Origin of the sequence: Novosphingobium sp. B 225, assembly GCF_002198665.1 — a bacterium.
Lineage (GTDB): Bacteria > Pseudomonadota > Alphaproteobacteria > Sphingomonadales > Sphingomonadaceae > Novosphingobium.
Window position 1 is genome coordinate 117896 of record NZ_MWLM01000037.1, and the last position, 18184, is coordinate 136079.

General features: G+C 63.2%; 15 protein-coding genes. 10 read left to right on the forward strand and 5 right to left on the reverse strand.

Annotated elements, in window-relative coordinates; genetic code table 11:
- The first annotated feature begins 69 nt into the window (after window positions 1-69).
- The 8 genes from MNBBLIKP_RS06330 to MNBBLIKP_RS06365 all read left to right on the forward strand — a co-directional run bounded on the left by MNBBLIKP_RS06330 (window position 70) and on the right by MNBBLIKP_RS06365 (window position 10561).
- Window positions 70-1617 (forward strand): tryptophan halogenase family protein, encoded by a 1548-nt coding sequence (locus tag MNBBLIKP_RS06330; RefSeq protein ID WP_254912933.1) that lies wholly within the window; start codon window positions 70-72, stop codon window positions 1615-1617.
- 1 nt (window position 1618) lies between these two features.
- Window positions 1619-2335: a SapC family protein gene (locus tag MNBBLIKP_RS06335; RefSeq protein WP_088308594.1), complete on the forward strand. Its 717-nt coding sequence runs from the start codon at window positions 1619-1621 to the stop codon at window positions 2333-2335.
- Between the two features lie 19 nt (window positions 2336-2354).
- On the forward strand, window positions 2355-3344 hold the full coding sequence (locus tag MNBBLIKP_RS06340) for a cupin-like domain-containing protein (protein WP_254912934.1): 990 nt from the start codon (window positions 2355-2357) through the stop codon (window positions 3342-3344).
- Window positions 3345-3352: 8 nt separating this feature from the next.
- The gene (locus MNBBLIKP_RS06345) at window positions 3353-4843 is read left to right on the forward strand and encodes a tryptophan halogenase family protein (protein WP_088308598.1); all 1491 of its coding nucleotides are present in this window, start codon (window positions 3353-3355) and stop codon (window positions 4841-4843) included.
- Between the two features lie 5 nt (window positions 4844-4848).
- Entirely contained in the window at window positions 4849-5787 is a 939-nt protein-coding gene (locus MNBBLIKP_RS06350) for a glycoside hydrolase family 16 protein (RefSeq protein ID WP_254912935.1), read from the forward strand.
- Between the two features lie 3 nt (window positions 5788-5790).
- Complete coding sequence (locus MNBBLIKP_RS06355) at window positions 5791-6855, forward strand: LacI family DNA-binding transcriptional regulator (RefSeq protein ID WP_088308600.1); 1065 nt, start codon at window positions 5791-5793, stop codon at window positions 6853-6855.
- Complete coding sequence (locus tag MNBBLIKP_RS06360; RefSeq protein ID WP_088308602.1) at window positions 6848-8050, forward strand: MFS transporter; 1203 nt, start codon at window positions 6848-6850, stop codon at window positions 8048-8050. Before MNBBLIKP_RS06355 ends, MNBBLIKP_RS06360 begins: the two co-directional genes overlap by 8 nt.
- Before the next feature lie 81 nt (window positions 8051-8131).
- On the forward strand, window positions 8132-10561 hold the full coding sequence (locus MNBBLIKP_RS06365) for a glycoside hydrolase family 3 protein (RefSeq protein WP_088308604.1): 2430 nt from the start codon (window positions 8132-8134) through the stop codon (window positions 10559-10561).
- Between the two features lie 106 nt (window positions 10562-10667).
- Here the strand turns inward: MNBBLIKP_RS06365 and MNBBLIKP_RS06370 are convergent, their stop codons facing one another.
- Window positions 10668-12131 carry a S8 family serine peptidase gene (locus MNBBLIKP_RS06370; RefSeq protein ID WP_254912936.1) on the reverse strand — a complete coding sequence of 488 codons (1464 nt, stop codon included), beginning with the start codon at window positions 12129-12131 and terminating at the stop codon, window positions 10668-10670.
- Window positions 12132-12304: 173 nt separating this feature from the next.
- Between MNBBLIKP_RS06370 and MNBBLIKP_RS06375 the strand changes: the two genes are divergently transcribed.
- Window positions 12305-12829 carry an RNA polymerase sigma factor gene (locus tag MNBBLIKP_RS06375; protein ID WP_088308606.1) on the forward strand — a complete coding sequence of 175 codons (525 nt, stop codon included), beginning with the start codon at window positions 12305-12307 and terminating at the stop codon, window positions 12827-12829.
- A complete protein-coding gene (locus MNBBLIKP_RS06380; RefSeq protein ID WP_088308608.1) occupies window positions 12826-13521 on the forward strand; it encodes a hypothetical protein in 696 nt (231 codons plus the stop codon). Before MNBBLIKP_RS06375 ends, MNBBLIKP_RS06380 begins: the two co-directional genes overlap by 4 nt.
- Before the next feature lie 37 nt (window positions 13522-13558).
- On the opposite strand, the gene MNBBLIKP_RS06385 is transcribed toward MNBBLIKP_RS06380, so the two are convergent.
- Genes MNBBLIKP_RS06385 through MNBBLIKP_RS06400 form a run of 4 tightly spaced genes read right to left on the reverse strand, consistent with a single transcriptional unit; the run spans window position 13559 to window position 18181 of the window.
- Window positions 13559-14716: an OprO/OprP family phosphate-selective porin gene (locus tag MNBBLIKP_RS06385; protein ID WP_176399682.1), complete on the reverse strand. Its 1158-nt coding sequence runs from the start codon at window positions 14714-14716 to the stop codon at window positions 13559-13561.
- Window positions 14713-15522: a hypothetical protein gene (locus MNBBLIKP_RS06390; protein ID WP_088308612.1), complete on the reverse strand. Its 810-nt coding sequence runs from the start codon at window positions 15520-15522 to the stop codon at window positions 14713-14715. Before MNBBLIKP_RS06390 ends, MNBBLIKP_RS06385 begins: the two co-directional genes overlap by 4 nt.
- Window positions 15519-17069, reverse strand: a complete 1551-nt coding sequence (locus tag MNBBLIKP_RS06395) for an ABC transporter transmembrane domain-containing protein (protein WP_088308614.1) — start codon at window positions 17067-17069, stop codon at window positions 15519-15521. The genes MNBBLIKP_RS06390 and MNBBLIKP_RS06395 overlap by 4 nt, the downstream gene beginning before the upstream one ends.
- Window positions 17066-18181 carry a DUF1611 domain-containing protein gene (locus tag MNBBLIKP_RS06400; protein WP_254912937.1) on the reverse strand — a complete coding sequence of 372 codons (1116 nt, stop codon included), beginning with the start codon at window positions 18179-18181 and terminating at the stop codon, window positions 17066-17068. The genes MNBBLIKP_RS06395 and MNBBLIKP_RS06400 overlap by 4 nt, the downstream gene beginning before the upstream one ends.
- Window positions 18182-18184 lie beyond the last annotated feature (3 nt).

Genomic DNA, 18184 nt, shown 5'->3' on the forward strand with positions numbered 1-18184 from the left:
ATCGTCGCAGCGTCGGGTGGAAAGGTCGCTCCGCAAGGGGCGGCTTTTTCCGCTTTAGGACAATGATGGATGCGCGGGATGCATGACGGGCAGATCAGGTCGGTCGTGGTGCTGGGCGGCGGGACGGCCGGCTGGCTTGCGGCAGCCTATCTGGCGGCAAGCGCGCGTGCGTCCGGGTCCGAAATTACCATCACTGTAATCGAGGCACCTGATATTCCCACCGTCGGTGTGGGTGAAGGGACCTGGCCGACGCTGCGCGCCACGCTGCAGGCGATTGGCATCGCTGAGGCCGATTTCATTCGCGCCTGCGATGCCACGTTCAAGCAGGGGTCGCGGTTCGACGGCTGGGTCGATGGCACAGTGGGGGATAGCTACCTCCATCCGTTTTCTCCGCCGCCGCAGGGTGATGCTTCCGGTTTGCTGGCCGCCTGGCGGTCTGGCGACCTGTCGTTCGGCGCAGCCATGACCCCGCAGCATGCGGTCTGCGCCGCCGGTTTGGCACCGCGCCAGCCTGGCATGCCTGACTATGCCGGGGCCTTGAACTATGCCTACCATTTCGATGCCACGAAGTTCGCTGTCTTGCTCGCGAGTCATGCGTCCGATTGCCTTGGCGTTCGCCATATTGCTGACCGGGTAACGGCCGTGATCCCGGCAGAATGCGGGGATATTGCAGCACTAGTCACCGCAGAGCATGGCGAGATTACCGGGGATATGTTCATCGATTGCTCTGGCCAATCGGCGCTGCTGATCGGTCAGCACTATGGGGTCCAATGGGTTGATCGGTCGGATGTGTTGTTCAATGATCGAGCCTTGGCGCTGCAGGTTCGAACCCTGCCGGGTTGCGAGATCGCATCCCAGACGGTCGGCACTGCTCACCGCGCGGGCTGGATCTGGGACATTGCCCTGCCTGAACGGCGGGGAATCGGTTGTGTCTATTCCTCGCGGTTTCTGGATGACGATGCCGCCCGGGCGATCCTGATCGATCATATCGCCAAGGCAGTTCCCGGCGTCGATCCGGCATTGCTTGAGCCGCGCCGTCTGTTGTTCCCGACCGGCTACCGCGGTGAATTGTGGCACCGCAATTGCCTGGCGATCGGGCAGGCTGCGGGGTTTATCGAGCCACTTGAAGCTTCGGCAATCGTGATGATCGAACTGTCGCTGCGTGCTCTTGCCGAGAATTTCCCGCGGAGACGTTCGACCGTGCCGTTTCTGGCAGAACGGTTCAACACGCTGTTCCATTATCGCTGGGAACGTGTCATCGAATTTCTCAAGTTGCACTATGTGTTGAGCCAACGGTCCGAACCATACTGGCAAGCGCACCGCGATCCGGCGACCGTCCCGGCACGTCTGGCAGCGCAGCTGGGCCTGTGGCGCGATCAGCCGCCCTCGATCTGGGATTTCATGCAGATTGACGAAGTGTTTCCCGCAGCCAGCCAGCAATTTGTGCTTTACGGCATGGGTTTTGCCGTTCCACCCGGCCTGCAACCAAGGCCGGATACGCAACACCAGCTGGCAGAGATAGCGCGGCGCGGGCGTGCGCTGACCACGTCTTTACCCACCAATCGCGCCTATGCGGACCGCCTGCGCGCCGTCACCCCTTGCCAAGGACAGGCCTGACATGAGCAATCACCAGATCGTCAACAATACCCAGCACCGTGACCTGCGGGTCCGCGCCGATCACGGCGTGGAGCTGGGGGATGGGGTAATGGCCTGTCTGACCGTGCCTTATGAATTTCGCAGAGTTCAGGCGGAATTCCCGATCGTGTTCCGGCGCGATCTGGAAAGCGGGACTTTTTCCGCCTTGGCCCTGTTCGGCTTTGAAGAAGGCGAAAACCTCTTCCTTGAAGGGGATCACTGGGACGCCACCTACAAGCCGCTGGCGCTCAGTATCCAGCCTTTCCTGGTCGGCCATGGTCCCGGGCCCGGTGCGCAGGTTCATGTTGATTTGGACCACCCCCGCGTAACCCGCGCGGGCAACGACGGCATTCTGTTGTTCGGCGCTGATGGTCAGCCCAGCCCCTATGTCGAAGCCGTGGCTGAACAGCTCGGTGATCTCGATCAAGGCTACCGCGCCGCCGGGGCCTTTTTTGCCACGCTGGAAAGCCATGCCCTGCTTGAGCCCTTTGCGCTCGAAGTGCCGCTGGCCGACGGTTCGCGGCATTCGCTGGTGGGGTTCCATACGATCGATGAGGCACGGTTGCAGTCGCTCGGGGGGGAGGCGCTGGATGAATTGCACCGTGCTGGACACCTGATGCCATTGTTCATGGCGCTGGCTTCACTTTCGAACTTCAGCGAACTGGTGGCGCGCCGCAACCGCAAGACCGGGCATGGCTGAACGGCCCAGCCCTTCTCTCGTGGCTGAAGCCACGCCGGCCGATCTGGCCGGGCTCGACGCACGGCTGCAGGGCGCCGTCACGCCTTTCGTGATACGCAGGCTGGCTGCGCACTGGCCGCTGGTCAATGCCGGGCTTGCGGGCCGGGAGGAAGCCTTTGCCTATCTGCGCGGGCATGCCCGGGACCGCGAATTTATCTATTCAGTCGGGGCCGCGGGCAGCGGTGCTTCATTGTTCTACGACGAAGCGATGGTGGTTAATTTTCGTACGGAAAGAGCCCGCGCGGGAGCGATGCTGGATGAGATCGCGGCAGCCGCGCAAGCGGGCGATGGACAGGTGGTCTATGCCGGATCGATCGACATTCCGGACTATTTCCCGACACTAGGCCAGACCAATGCAATCGATCTTGGCCTGCGGGAGCCCCTGGCCAGCATCTGGATCGGTACTGCTACCACGGTTGCCGCGCACAGTGATTTTCCGGACAACCTTGCGATCTGCGCGGTTGGCCGACGGCGGTTTACCCTGTTTCCACCCGATCAGTTCGCCAACCTCTATCTTGGGCCGCTTGACAACACGCCAGCTGGACGCGCGGTCAGCATGGTCGATCACCAGAATCCGGACTTTGTACGGCACCCCGGCTATCGGGAAGCTCTGGCAGCGGCCCAGATTGCCGATCTTGAACCTGGCGATGCTCTGTTTGTGCCATCGGGCTGGTATCACCGGGTTGAAGCGCAGGCGCCGCTCAATGTGTTGGTCAATTACTGGTGGCGTACCAGCCCGCGCTGGATGGGTGAACCGCAGGAAGCCATGCTCCACGCGCTGCTCTCGATCCGTGACCTGCCTGAACATCAGCGCGACGTTTGGCGCAAGATGTTCGAGCATTACGTTTTTTCGGGCGGCGCCAAGGCTGCTGAACATCTGCCCGAACCGGCCCGCGGCGTGCTGGCCCGATTGCGGACCGAAACCGCGGGCCGCTTGCGCTCGTTCCTTTTGCGGAGTCTCTCGCGATGAATGTCCCCATGCCACCTGCAACACCGCGCCGGATAGTGATCGCGGGCGGCGGCACCGCTGGTTGGATGACTGCAGCGGCGCTGGCGCGCACGCTTGGTGAAGTTATCCAACTGACACTGATCGAATCTGACGCGATCGGCACGATCGGAGTGGGAGAAAGCACGATCCCGCCGCTGGTGCTCTACAACCGCCTGCTTGGAATCGCCGAGGCTGATTTCATGCGGGCCACTCAGGCCACCTTCAAGCTCGGCATCAAGTTCGAAAACTGGAAGGATCTGGGCGAGACCTATTTTCATTCATTCGGCGCTGCGGGCAAGGACCATTGGTCGGCGGGATTTCAGCACTTCTGGCTCCATGGACTGGCCCAGGGGCATAGTCACAGCTACGATGACTATTGCCTTGAACTGAAGGCGGCACTGGAGAGCAAGTTTGCGCACCTTCCCGAAGAGCGGATGAACTATGCCTATCAGCTTGATGCCGGGCTCTATGCCGCATTCCTGCGCCGCATGGCTGAAGGCGATGGGGCGACGCGGATCGAAGGCAAGATTGGCGAAGTCGAACTTGACGGCGAAAGTGGCAACATCGCAGCGTTGCGCCTTGAAGACGGGCGGCGGATCGAAGGTGACCTGTTCATTGATTGCACCGGGTTTCGGGCACTAATGATTGAAGGCGCGCTCAAGGCAGGGTTCGACGACTGGCGATCATTCCTTGCCTGTGACAGTGCGATTGCGATCCAGACGTCCAGCGTTCGCCCGCCTGTGCCCTATACGCGCGCCATTGCACACGATGCCGGGTGGCAGTGGCGCATCCCGTTGCAACACCGTCAGGGCAACGGAATCGTCTATTGCAGTCGCTTCCTGGACCGCGATGCCGCGCTGCAGCGCCTGTTCGACTCGATCGAGGGTGAGCGCCTGGTGGTGCCCAATTTCATCAGTTATGTCACCGGCGTGCGGCGCAAGCAGTGGCATCGCAATTGCATTGCAGTAGGGCTTTCTGGTGGGTTCCTTGAGCCGCTTGAGTCAACCGCGATACATCTGATCCAGCGCGCGGTCCTCAGGATCATCCGGATGCTTCCAGCGGGCGCGATCAGCGAACGTGACATTGCTGAATTCAACGATCAGCAACTGACGGACATGGAGCAGATCCGGGACTTCCTGATCCTCCACTATAAGGTAACCAATCGCCGTGACAGCCCGTTCTGGCGTGAATGCGCCGATCGGGAAATCCCGCCAAGTCTTGAGCAGAAGATCGAACTGTTCCGCGAAACCGGGCGAGTGTTTCGCAAGAACGAAGAACTGTTTTCGGAAAACAGCTGGGCTCAGGTGATGATGGGGCAGGGCATCATCCCGCAAAGTTATCACCCGGTTGCGGCCAAGCTGCGTGCCGGAGAACTCGACAAATTTCTCTCATCCTTGCGCCACGGCATTGCCGATACTGTGGCCTCTTTGCCGGCGCATCACGATTATGTTGCCCGCTATTGCGGAGCCGTTCGCAGGTGAGGCCGGTGCTGCCCTTGATCCGGTTCGGACTTTTGGTCGGGCTATTACAGGCGGCAGTGCCGATTGCAGCCGCACCGCAAGATGACTGGAAGCTGGTTTGGTCGGATGAGTTTAATGCTGCGCGAATCGACCGGCGCAAGTGGCGGTTCGACGTGGATTGCTGGGGCGGGGGCAATGACGAGCGCCAGTGTTATACCAAGAGTGCGCGCAATGCCGGGATCGAAAACGGCAAGCTGGTGATCACGGCGCGGCATGAACGATCGTCTGGCCATGCCCTGCCCAAGCATTTGCGCGCAGCCTCCGCGGCATCCGGCGCACAGGCAACCCGGCAATTCTCCTCGGCACGGTTGAGCACCAGGGGCAAGGCTGCCTGGCGCTATGGCAAGATCGAAGTCCGGGCCAGATTGCCGCAAGGACAGGGCACCTGGCCAGCGATCTGGATGCTGCCACGCGCCGATACCTATGGCGCCTGGGCGGCATCCGGCGAAATCGATGTGCTTGAGACCGTGAACCTTGGGGTGGCGTGCCAATCCTGCTCAACCGGCCGCGAAGACACCATCCTGGGCACTCTTCATTTCGGGGATCGCTGGCCCAGGAATACTCTTAGGAGTGAAGAATTTCACGCTGCCGCGGTGCTTGAAGGTTTTCATACCTTTGCGGTTGAGTGGGAGCCTGGCCAGATCACCTGGCAACTGGACGGCCAGACCTATGCGAGGCGCGTGGCAAGTGAGTGGTGGTCAGCGGGCACGAAGAAGCCTGGGGCACCATTTGACCGTGAATTCTATCTGATCCTCAATCTGGCAATCGGCGGCAAGCTGGCCGAAGGGCGCGGGCTGGGCGGCGTGCACGCAGATGGCTATCCAAAGCGCTTCGAGATCGACTGGGTTCGGGTCTGGCAAAAACCCGCGCACGGCGTTACGCCACGGCGCAAAGGGGGAAACTGATCCATGGCGAGACGCCGCCAGGCCGTTACGATCAAGCATGTCGCTGCCGATGCCGGCGTCTCGTTGCAGACGGTCAGCCGGGTGATCAACAACGAACCCAGTGTCAGTTCGGATATGCAGCGGCGGGTCCAGGCCTCGATCGACAAGTTGGGCTACGTCCCTTCGATCGCAGCCCAGCGGATGAGCGGATCGCGCTCCTACCTGATTCTGGCGATCAACGACCGGGACCGCACGATCGCTGATTGGCGCGCGCGGCTGGGTACCGACTGGGTTGACCAGATGTTGCTGGGCGGCATGCTCAAATGTGCCGAACATGGCTATCGCATGATCTTCGAACTGGTCGATACCCATTCCGACCATGTTGAGCGTGAACTTTCCGCCGCAATCGCGGCGCTGCAACCAGACGGGATCATCCTCACCCCGCCACATTCCGACAACCCGCAGATTGTCCAGTTTCTGTCAGGCCAGAACATCCCCTTCGTGCGGATTGGCTCGATCCAGAACGGTGCCGGCATTTCTATTTCCATGGATGATGAAGGATCGGCGCGCACTGCAACCCGGCATTTGCTTGAGCTAGGCCATCGGCGGATCGGATTCATCGCTGGTGCATCGGAATATGAACTGAGTGGCTGGCGCGTCGATGGCTGGAGGCAGGCGATGGACGCGGCAGGGGCTGTCTGTGACGGCCTGCTGGAATACGGCAACTTCAGTTACGCATCGGGCGAAGCGGCGGCGCGGCGTTTGCTGATGGCGCCCGAACGCCCCAGCGCGATCATTGCCAGCAATGACCAGATGGCGCTTGCGACGCTGGAAGTCGCGCGCGAGCTTGGTCTGAACGTGCCAGTCGGCCTGTCGATCATCAGCTTTGACAATACCCCGATTGTGCGTTTCACCCAGCCTGCACTGACCGCAGTTGACCAACCGATCGCCGCAACCGCGTCGAAAGCGGTTGAATTGATCATTGCAGCGCAAAAGGGCGATCCTGCCCCAACCAGCCTGACTACGATCAGTGCACCGCTGATCGAGCGGGGATCGGTCGCCAAGCCTTCAGGCCGCTTTGGTGGCTGAACCGTCAGTCGGTGGGTCGCGGGCTCCACGGGCCTTTCTGATCGCCTATGCGCTCGCCTGGTGCGGGGGGGCCATTGCCTATGTTCCTTTCCTCACCATCCTGCTGCCGGTCCGGGTTGAGCTGCTTGCGGGGGCGCAGCATTCGATAACCTGGCTTGCCTATCTGGCTTTTGCCGGCGCGATCGCAGCCAGCCTGGGTCATATCGGGTTTGGATACCTCAGCGACATTACCCGCGTCAGGCGCCCCTGGATTGGTGCGGGCTTGATCTTGTCCAGCCTGCTCCTGGTTCTGGTCGGCAAGGCCGGCTCTCTTGCAGGATTGCTGACGGTGATTATCCTGTGGCAGCTTGCGCTTAACATGATGCTGGCACCGCTTGCCGCCTGGGCGGGCGATTGCGTGCCCGATGCGCAGAAGGGGCTGCTCGGCGGCCTGCTCGCCTTTGCTCCGGCACTTGGCGCTCTGTCGGGAGCTGCGGTGACATGGTCGGATCTTGCAACGGCTGACATCCGGCTTGGGGCCATCGCGGTCCTGGTCTGCCTGTGTGTCGCCCCGGTGCTGTTGATGAGGGGTGGATCACAACCTGCCGGAATTGCCGCGGCCGATGGCAAGTCAGCGGATGGCGGCAAATGGTTCCTTGCCAATCCACTCGTCCGCCGGATGTGGCTGGCGCGGCTAGCAGTGCAGATCGCTGAAGCCGCCCTGTTCGCCTATCTATATCTCTGGTTTCGCTCGATCGATCCGGCGATGGGCGATCATCGCACTGCCAGGGTATTCAGCACCGTCCTGCTGCTTTCTGCACCGCTGGCCCTGATGATCGGGCATTGGGCGGACCGCCATGCCAAGCCGATTTGGCCGCTGGCAATAGCCGCGATGGTCTCATCGCTAGGGCTGGTGACCATGGCCCTGGCAAGCGATCTTTTCTGGGCGATCGGCACTTACGCGTTGTTTGGACTTGCCAGTTCGGTCTTTCTGGCCTTGCATTCCGCGCAGACTCTGCGGGTTCTGCCCAGGCCCGACCGGCGCGGACGTGATCTGGGGCTGTTCAACCTTACCAACACGGTCCCGTCGCTTGTCATGCCTTGGCTGGTGCTGGCGATGGTGCCGCAGTTCGGTTTCGCTGGAGTGTTCGTGCTGCTTGCGGCCCTGGCCCTGAGCGCCGGACTGGTACTCATCCGGCTGCCTTCACATATCTGACAAGCCCGCTTGATCTTGATCGTTTCCCGTGCAAATGAAAGATTGAGAACGTTCACAATGCCAAGTTAGGAAGTGGGATCGATGCGGGTGCGGCGGTTTATTTTTGCGGCAGGAGTGGTGGTAGCGGCTCTGCCTGTTGCCGGGTTTGCCAGGCAGGTGCCGGTTTCGATTCCCCAGGAAGCGCGCGCCAATCCGGCCAACTGGCCGGACGCCCGCAGCCCTGCGGCGCTCAGCAGTGCGCGCGATGAAACACGGATCGACGCTATTCTGGCCGGAATGACGATCGAACAAAAGGTCGGTCAGATGATCCAGGCCGATATTGCATCGATCACGCCGGAAGATCTGGCCCGTTACCCGCTGGGTTCGATTCTGGCAGGCGGCAATTCCGGTCCCTATGGCGATGAGCGTGCAGATGCCGCAAAATGGGCGCGCCTGGTAGGAGAGTTCCGCCAGGCCTCGATCCGGTCTGGCGCTCGTATTCCGATTATTTTCGGGGTTGATGCGGTTCACGGCCACTCGAACTTGCCGGGGGCAACAATTTTTCCCCATAACATCGGGCTGGGCGCGGCGCGCGATCCTGACCTGATCCGCCGGATCGGGATGGCCACCGCCATGGAAGTTGCGGGCAGCGGGATCGAATGGACGTTTGCTCCAACCCTTGCGGTACCAAAGGATCTGCGCTGGGGCCGCAGCTACGAAGGCTATTCTTCAGACCCGGCGCTGGTAGCGCGCTATTCGCAAGCGATGACCGAAGGACTGCAGGGCACCTTGCGTCAAGGCAAGCGGCTGCCCGGTGATCGGGTTGCGGCAACGGCCAAGCACTTTCTGGCCGACGGCGGCACCCAGGGCGGAAAGGATCAGGGCGATGCCCGAATTTCCGAAGCCGAACTGATCGCCAGCCACGCCCGGGGTTATCCGGCCGCGATCAATGCCGGGGCGCTAACCGTGATGGCCAGCTTTTCCAGCTGGAATGGGGTCAAGAATCACGGCAATCCCACTTTGCTGACGGATGTGCTCAAAGGTCGGATGGGCTTTGCCGGGCTGGTGGTCGGCGATTGGAACGGTCATGGTCAAGTGCCCGGCTGCACCGTGACCGATTGTGCCGCAACCTTCAACGCGGGCCTCGATCTCGCCATGGCTTCGGACAGCTGGAAAGGGCTGTTTGAATCAACAGTTCGTGATGCGCGCGATGGGACAATTTCCCAGTCCCGGATTGATGATGCCGTTCGGCGGGTCCTGCGGGTCAAGCTCAAGCTTGGTCTGCTTGATGCCACGCCGGTGCTGCGGGGCAACCCGGGCGTGATTGGCGCTGCAAGCCACCTTGCGCTGGCCCGCGAAGCCGTGGCCAAATCGCTCGTACTGCTCAAGAACAACGGATCGGTCCTGCCGATCAAGGCCGGCGCAAAGGTTCTTGTGACCGGGCCGGGTGCCGATAATATGGCGATGCAGAACGGCGGCTGGACCATTACCTGGCAAGGCACCGACACGGGATCGGCTGATTTCCCCAACGGACAAACCATCGGCCGGGCGATTGCCAGCGCAGTGGAAGAAGCGGGCGGATCAGCAAGCATTTCCACTGGCGGAACCTGGACCGACAAGCCCGACGTGGCCGTGGTGGTCTTTGGCGAACAGCCCTATGCCGAGTTTCAAGGCGACGTGCCCGATCTGGCCTTTCGGGCCCTGCGCGGTGAAGAGGCGCTGGTTGCGCGCCTTAAGCAGGCCGGGGTTCCCGTTGTCTCGGTTTTCCTTTCAGGCCGGCCGCTGTTTGCCGGTTCACTGATCAACCAGTCGGATGCCTTTGTCGCGGCCTGGCTGCCAGGCACACAGGGGCGCGGTGTGGCCGACGTCCTGGTCGCAGGGCGCAATGGCAAATCGCCGCGCGGCTTCGTCGGGCGCTTGCCATTTGCCTGGCCCAATGATGCCCGCTCACCGGTTACTGAGCCCTTGTTTGCTGCCGGGTATGGCCTTGACTATCGCAAGGCAGCGATGCTCGCTCCGATCAACGAAGACCCGAAGGTCGAACTCGCGGCGACGGCCAGCGAGGAGAGGTACCTTTCGCTTGGCAAGACCGTCGGACCTTGGCGACTGGGGTTTGACAGCGTGGTCACTGCGCGGCCGGTCGATCTTGGTGCACAGGAAGATTCCCAGCAGTTCCGCTGGGAACAGAACGGCGCCATTGCGCTGGATGGTCCCGCCGTCAGCCTGCGGCGCCAGCTTGGAGGGAGCTTTGCCCTGGTGCTTGACTGGCGGATCGATGCCTTGCCAGCAGGCCCCATCCGGCTTGCCATGGCCGGCGGTGACGTTGACATTACGGCCCTGGTCCGCGCGCTGCCGATGGGTAAAGCCGTGCAGTCTCGTATCCCGCTAAGCTGCTTTGCTGCGAGTGGTGGGAATTTCGATCAGGTCGGCTCGCCGCTGCGATTGACGGGGGGGCAGGGCCTTGCCCTGACTCTGCGCAATGTCCTGATTGAATCGTCGTCGACCGCATTCGATTGCCCGGCCAAGCCATAAAAGCAGCATGGCTGGTCGCAGATTGGCTGGTATCCGGCTAAAGAATACCTCGCAGGATGATTGGGCGCAGAGGTGAGGCCTTGCAAGGCTTCCCGTCCTCCTCCGGTCAATCGATCACACCAAATCCGTAGGTCTCGTCAAAGCCGTTCCCGCCCAGATCGCGCGCCGATCGGCGCAATCGTTCACTGCATGTCGCAGCCGTTTCGCCCGAGGAACGGCAGCGCGCCAGCCAGCCGGTCACATGCGGCGTCGCGAATGAGGTGCCGGTGAAGCGGGCGTAGCCGCCTGGCGCATTGGCGGCGACAACATCAACACCCTGTGCCGCCACGGTGATGTAGCGGCCGCGGTTGGCATAGCGGTAAATCCGCAGGTTCTTGTCGACGGCCGTCACGGCCACCACGCCGGGCACGGCGGCAGGATAGGCAGGAGGCGCAGTGGGGCCGCCATTTCCCGCAGCAGCGACGATCGTGTGACCGCTGGCCAAGGCATCGCGGATCAGTCGGTCGAGTATCGCATTGCGCGGTCCGGCCAGGCTCATGTTGATGGTCGGCGCGCCTTGGGCCAGCGTCCATTCCAGCGCTTGTGCGATGACGTCGGCGGAAGTGAACGGTCGGCTGGCGGGGCCGCGAAAGATATTGGCTGAATAGATTGTCGCATTGCCTTCACCGGCGATCAACGAGGCGACCGCAGTCCCATGCGCCACCGGGGCACCAGGCTGGTTCCCGTCCCGCCAGGCAACCAGCCGCGAATTTCCCAAACCGGGGTGAGGGTGAACAGCCGTATCGATGACCCCAACGGCAAGCGCACCGGAATTGCGCCGAGCAGGCGCCCCTCCCTTGATCCGTTTGCCGTGGGCACCGGCAGTAAGGTTGAGGCCATAGTAGTGAACAAGATCAATCACCGCTTCGGGATCGATCGCACGCATCACTTCGCGGGCATCGCGCGAGGTCATTCCGGCCGGAGCCGATATCCTGATCACTTCACGCCTCAGGGACTCCAGCCGTTGACGCTCGATCACTCGAAAGCCCCGCGCTTGGGCAGCTTCGACGGTCGCCGGATTAAGATCAACGCCAACCAGTTCGCCGTGCCGCACCGGGAATCCGTGCTCATCATGTTCGGCGCCCTCGCTTTGCCCGAGATCGCGAAGCAGGTGGCTGGATCCGCTCGATCCGCCAGTATCACCTCGTTCGGCCAGTTCGGCGACCTCTTCCGCTGCGTCTTCCGCTGCGTCTTCGGCTTCCTTGGTAGACTCTTTGGCAAAGTCTTCCTGGATCTTGCCCAGATCTTCGGCTGACTTTTGCTGCTCTTTGGCGAAATCCGCATCGAGTTTGGCAAGATCTTCAGCAGCCTTGTCTGGTTCACGCACGGCGCTCTGTTCGATCCGGGCGCGCTCTTCAGCATAGCGGGTCGACGTTTCGTCGGAACGTTGCGCGGCGCGGGAAAGATCGCGGTCCAACCGGCCCTGCGCACGCGAACCGGTCTCCGGATCGCGTTCATGCGCGGCGAGCATCGCCGAGGCGCAGGATACGGCCAGAACCGCCGCGAGGGCCAGAACGCGCTTGGCTGTCATATCATTATCCTATCACACGGACGCACCCCGCGAAACCGGAGTGCGATCTGGCGGGAAAACGTTAGTCCCGGCGTAATATTCCCCGGGACTTGCATTTGTCGGCTGCAGGCTCGACAGAAAAGCGCCGGTACGCTGGAATAATACGGCAAACAGATCGTTATCGCGGGGAACTGATGGCTGCTGCAAGCGCCGACGAAGCCGATTTCAGGAACGCGGTGATTGCCGCGCTGCCTCGGCTGCGCCGGTTTTGCCAAGGCCTTGCGGGCAATGCCCAGGATGGAGACGATCTGATGCAAGCGACTGTGGAACGCGCGCTTTCCCGTGCGGACCAGTTTGAAACGGGCACCCGGATTGACAGCTGGATGTTTCGCATTGCGCAGAATCTGCGGATTGACGCAGCCCGTTCCACGCAGCGCCGCGGACAGCAGGTGCCGATTGAGGATCTGCCTGACACGATCGGAGAAGATGGGCGCACAACACTGGAGAACCGTTCGGATCTGGTCGCTGCCAACCGTGCCCTGCAGGCGGTGCCCGATGAGCAGCGCGCGGCCTTCCTGCTCGTGGTGGTCGAAGGGCTAAGCTATCGGGAGGCGGCCGAAGTGCTCGAAGTTCCGGTCGGTACGATCATGAGCCGCCTGGCCCGCGCACGCGGACGGATCGAGCATGCCATCGGGCGCGGCCCGGGAGGAATGCAATGAGTGACGTAAACGACGATCAGCTGGCTGCCTGGATCGACGGCGCGCTTTCGGCAAAGGAGGCTGCGGCTTTCGAAGCAGAGCTGGCGCGCGATCCCGTACTGGCGGCAAGAGCCGAAAAATGGAAAGCCAACGATGCCTTCATCGCGGGGGCGCTGCGGCCGATCGCGGATATGCCGATCGACGATGCCATGCTCGCCCGGCTAGGCCTCACCGAGGTCGCGCCGCTGCGGCTTGCCGCCAATGACAATCCGCCTTGGTGGCGCCGTCATGCCCTGCCACTGGGCGGAGCGATCGCGGCCAGCCTTGTTGCCGCTTTGCTGCTGACTGTGCCGCAGGCGTCGCCGCGTGACGGACTCAGCCTCGCGCTGGATACCACGCCTTCGCTGCAATCGGCCCGGCTTGCGGATGGACGGGTGATCGAACCCACGCTTACCGTGCGTGCCAGTGACGGGCGCTGGTGCCGTGAATTCCGGTCGGCGGGAGAAACCAGTCTGGCCTGCCGCGACAACAAGGCCTGGCAAGTCGAGGCGACCGGGAAGGGCAGCGGTCCGGCCGATAGTGGCGAGATCGGCCTTGCGGCCGGTGCGGACAGCGCGGCGCTGGAAGGCACCTATCGCCGGATCGGAGCAACCGATCCGGTCGGGGCTGATCAGGAAGCAAAGCTTATTGCTAACGGCTGGGATCAGCGCTGAAGCCACCTGCAAATGCTGCCGCGCAACTGCAGCGCCTCTAGAAATTCACCTGCATCCGTGCCACGCCAACATTGCTGGCGCGGTCCGGGGTCAGGCCGGAGAAATCCACCTTGGTGTGGGTGAAATCAGTCATCAGGCGCAAGTTCTTGCCGAAATAGAGGTTTGCGCCGCCGGTGATCGCTTGCCCGATCCCGCGATCAAAGGCCCCGTCGCGCAAATCGAGCCGGCTATAGCGCACCGCCAATTCAGCCGCGAACCTGCCTTTCCTCAGCTCCGCTCCGGAAAAGTTCCCGGTGCCGCGGGCATAGTCATAGCCTCGGCCAGTAACCAGCCAGCTGGCTTGCACGGTCTGGCCGTTGAAATGCAGGCTTGGCGCAAGATCGCGTGATACGGCGGTTCCCAGGGTTTGAGCCTGAACCAGCAGCGGTCCGTGCGAGATGCCCAGTTCCGCGCTCCAGCCGCTCAGGTGCCTGAGATTGCGCAAGGTTCCGCTTGCCATGACCGCTGGGGCAAGCGCGCTGCCCGGATCGGCAGACAGGCGCCAGGTCTCGCCGCTGCTGAATGTCCGGCGTTCTCCGGCCAGGCCAAGGTGCAGCCGCGTGCGGCCCTGACTGACCGGCAGGGCCGTGACCCGCCCGACAAAGCCGCGCCCGCGCTCGGCCGCGCGTCCGTCCTCGTCATCGAGGGCATCAGTGAACCAGCCTGCAGCCGCGGTCCAGCGCTTGCCACTGACGATCGCCATGCCGCCCAGCCCATAGCCCGGGGCCAGGCTTGAAGCGAGCGAGCGTTCGGCGAACGGAATCGAATTGGAGCTTTGCAGGTCCTCGGCGGAGAACGGCACCAGCATGTTTCCGCCGCGCAGTTCGATCTGGTCGGTCGGTGCGATACCCAGCCAGACATTGCGCCAGCCCTTTGATCCGCCAGCGAACTCGCGGTCGATCCGAAAGCGTACGGCATCGCCGGCCCTGCCAGACAGTTCCAGCCGGGCGCGGCGGAAAGCGGCATCGCTGATGCTGGTGGGTACTGCCGCCGGGTCATCGAACACGACGGCATCAAAGTGGAGCCGCCCACCCAGCTTGAGCGTCAGGTCGCCCTGCGCAAGAGTCAATCCGCGTTCATCCGCGTCAAGGCCATCGGCCAGGGCCGGGGTGGATGCGGCGCAAAGCAGCAGCGCTGCCAGTGGGATGGATTTCACTGGTTGGTTCCTTCGTATCCAAGCAATCGAAAAACGGTTTGAGTCAGCCCCTGACGGTGGGCGCTGGTGAAATTGTGCCTGGTGCGCGGCAGGATGGTCAGGCTGCTCGCTTCACACCAACCAGCCTTTCGCAAGGCGCGGTGCCATGCTTTGGCACGCGAACGGCGATCCCGGCCCTGGATTCGGTCAAGTTCGGGACTGTGCCGCAGGGCAGGATCGTCATGCCGGTCCCGCTGACCGACGATCAGATGAAAAGGCACGCGGCGCGCAGCCGGATCAAGCGGGCCATCGGGCAAGCCCGCCAGGCCCAGCGGCCAGAGCTGCTCTGGATCGGGCATGGTATACCACCCTGCCGAAGCCGGTATGCAAACGCGGACGCGGTTGGGATGGATCAGGCTGAACCGGTGGGCAAACTGGGCTCCGCCGGAAAAACCGAACAGCGCGATGCTGAGCGTAGCAAGGCCAAAGCGCCGCGCCGCGTCATCCAGCACTGTACACAGCGCCAGATCGCTGCGGATCCTGCACTTCGGATCGACTGCCTGTTGGTACTGACCAAAGCTTTCCTGCCGGAACAGCGGTGCGATCAGCGGCACTCCCGTGCGGTCGGCCTGCTCTGCAAAACGCAGCACGAGTTCGGCGGCGTTGCGCGATATGCCGTGAACCAGAACCAGCGGCTCTGCCCCTGCCTGCAGGCTTTCCGGCAGATAGACATAGTATTCAAGGCCGGGGGTTCCTGGTGCTTGCACGAAATGCGGGCGGGCAGTCCCCCCTGCTTGCAAGGGAACCATGGCAAGGGCAGCGGTCATGCGCCGCGATCCTTTGGGCAGGGTGTTTGGGAAAGTTCGGGCCAGACCCGATCGATCAGGCCGGCAGCAGTCAGGTGCCAGTGGCGCGTTGCCCGGTTTGTCAGCAAGGGGTGCCGCGTGGCCAGCAGGACTACCCCCGGCCAGCAGCCAATCGCATCGGCGAGGCGGGCGGCGTCGGCTGGTGCCAGGGTGCGATCATCGGGTGCCAGCAGCAGCAATGGCGGCTTGCCCAGCAGGGCGCGAACCAGTGCCAGCCGGTGGGGCTTTTCATCAGCGCCCAGCGGATCGATCCCCCAGGCCTGGGCCAGCTCCGCCAGTTCCTGCGGTGAAGCATCCGGGGCCCGGAACCGCAAGTTCAGACCGTTCCCACCGGGCAAGACCGGCAGATCCGCACCGGCTAGGCCGACTATCGTGCGCCGCTGTACGGGGCGCAGAGAGAACAGATCGTTACCGTTCCAGCGGCCCGTTCCGCCAAGCGGACTGGCCAGACCTGCAAGGGCCTTGAACAATGCGCTGGCCAGTTCCGCCTCGCCATCGATCAGGATCACTTCGCCCTTGCGGGTCGCTGCTGTAATCGGTGCCGCATTGGCCGCAATGACCAGCTGATCCAGCACCAGCTGCCGCGCCTCGCTGCGCACCCGCGGGGCTGGGGCAGGCTGGCGCAGGCGCGGCAAGGCCAGCAGCCTCGTAATACGCCGCCGTGAAATACGGCCGGGGACCGCAAGCTCTGCCGCGCGGGCCAGATCGCGCAAGGCCAGGCCGATTATTCCGATCACCAGCACCAGTCCAGCCATGCCGCCGCGCTGGGTGGCTTGGTCCACCAGCACCGCCGTAATCACCATTGCCGTGGCCGCCAGATGCGGCAAGGCCCGCAACAGACCGGTTAGCCACGCCCGCCGCAACGACGCGGCATTCAGGCGTTCCACCCGGCGGCCCAACCGGCGCGCCTCTGATCCGGTGCGGGCGCAGGCCAGCACTGCCGCGCTGGCGGCGAGCCGTTCGGAAGCAAAGGCCGAAACGCGCCCCCGCTCGCGCCGGACTTGCCGGACCGCGCGGGCCAGTGGGGTCAGCACGGCCGCTCCGCTTGCTCCGGCCAGTGCCACGATGGCAAGCGCCGCCATGCCAAGGCCCGGTGCGGCGAAGCACAACCAGATCAGCAGGCCGCTCAGCGCGATCACAGCCAGGATTGCCCGCATGATCCCTTCGGCCACCCATTGGCGCAGCGCGGTAAGATCACCGACGAAACTTTGCAGCATGGCACCGTGCCGCCGCCGCTCGATCACCGCCGGATCGATCGCCATAAGGTGCCGGAACAGGCCTTCCCGCACCGCCGTAACATAATCGAGGCCCAGCCCTTCGCTCAGGCGGCGCAGCAGTGCTTCGCAAGCGAAGCCCAGCACGGCAGCCGTGGCTGCCAAAGTCCAAGCAGACGGGCCCGGACCATGCAGCGCATGGGCCACGGCCACGGTCGCGCCAAGCTGGACCAGAGCAACCGCGATCACCCCGGCCAGCAGCCGGGTGCGCCGGGGGTTGAACAGGGCAATCATGCCTCGGCCGCGGCGGCTCCGGTGGCAAAACACAACTGCGGCGCACGGACCGGATCGCGCAGTTGATCGAGTGTGAGAACCGGCATCCCCATCGCAGCCTCGGCTTCGCGGGTTGCCAGCGGCGAAGCGCTGACCAGACCCGAAACGCCCGCTATCCGGTGCCCCTGAGCCACCAGCCAATCGCGCCCGCCCAGCGCCCCCAGCGCGTCGCCAGCTGCAAACAGGACCCCGTCAATCGCCGCGCGGAACACTGGTGAGGAAAGCAGATGAGCGGTTTCACGCTGCAGCACGCCATCGGCCACTTCAACTACGATCACATCCGGCGCATCGGCGGCGCAGTGAGCAATCAGCGACAGTGCGGTGCGCTCGATCAGGTCTAGGGGCAGGCCCGCAGTCGAAGCGTGGCCCATATCGGTGAAATCGATCACCCGGGCCGCTCCTGCATCGACCATTGACCAGACATCGCCGCCCGATCCTGTGCCTGTCACCTTGGTCGCCACGACCTTGAGTTCTGCCCGGCTGAGACCGTGAATCAGTCCGGCGGCGGTTGTGGTCTTGCCGGCGTTCATGGATGTTCCGGCAACCGCGATTACCTGGGGACGGCGTTCGCGCAGGGCGCGCTGGGGCAGCGCGTGGCGCGACAGGTTGACCGGGTGCCCAAAGCTGTCGGCAATCAGGCCGATCGGCTGGATACGGGTCGCGCGCTTCATCTTTGCATGGCGGCTCAGCACCTTGCCAGCTACGCCGCCACCGGCAACCAGATCGCACGGACCAAGATCGGCGGGAACTACGGCCTCGAACTGATCTGGGGCATAGCGTTCGCCAAAGGCAACGATGATCTCATCACTTTCATAAAGCTGGGCGCGGCGGCCATGGGGGGATTCCAGGCGCTGATGCTGGCCAAGCGTCTCGATCCGCGCCAACACCAGATCACCCGCGCAAGGCCGCGCGCTGCGCAGCAGCCGCATGCCCGACTGGAATTCCACCCGCCGCGTGGTGAATGCGCGCTTGGCTGCTTCTAGCCGGACAAGGGCGATCGGTTCGCCGCGATCACGCGGTTCGACATCGATCAGGCGCAGTTTGGTTTCGAAGGCATTCGGGTCCTGGTACACGGT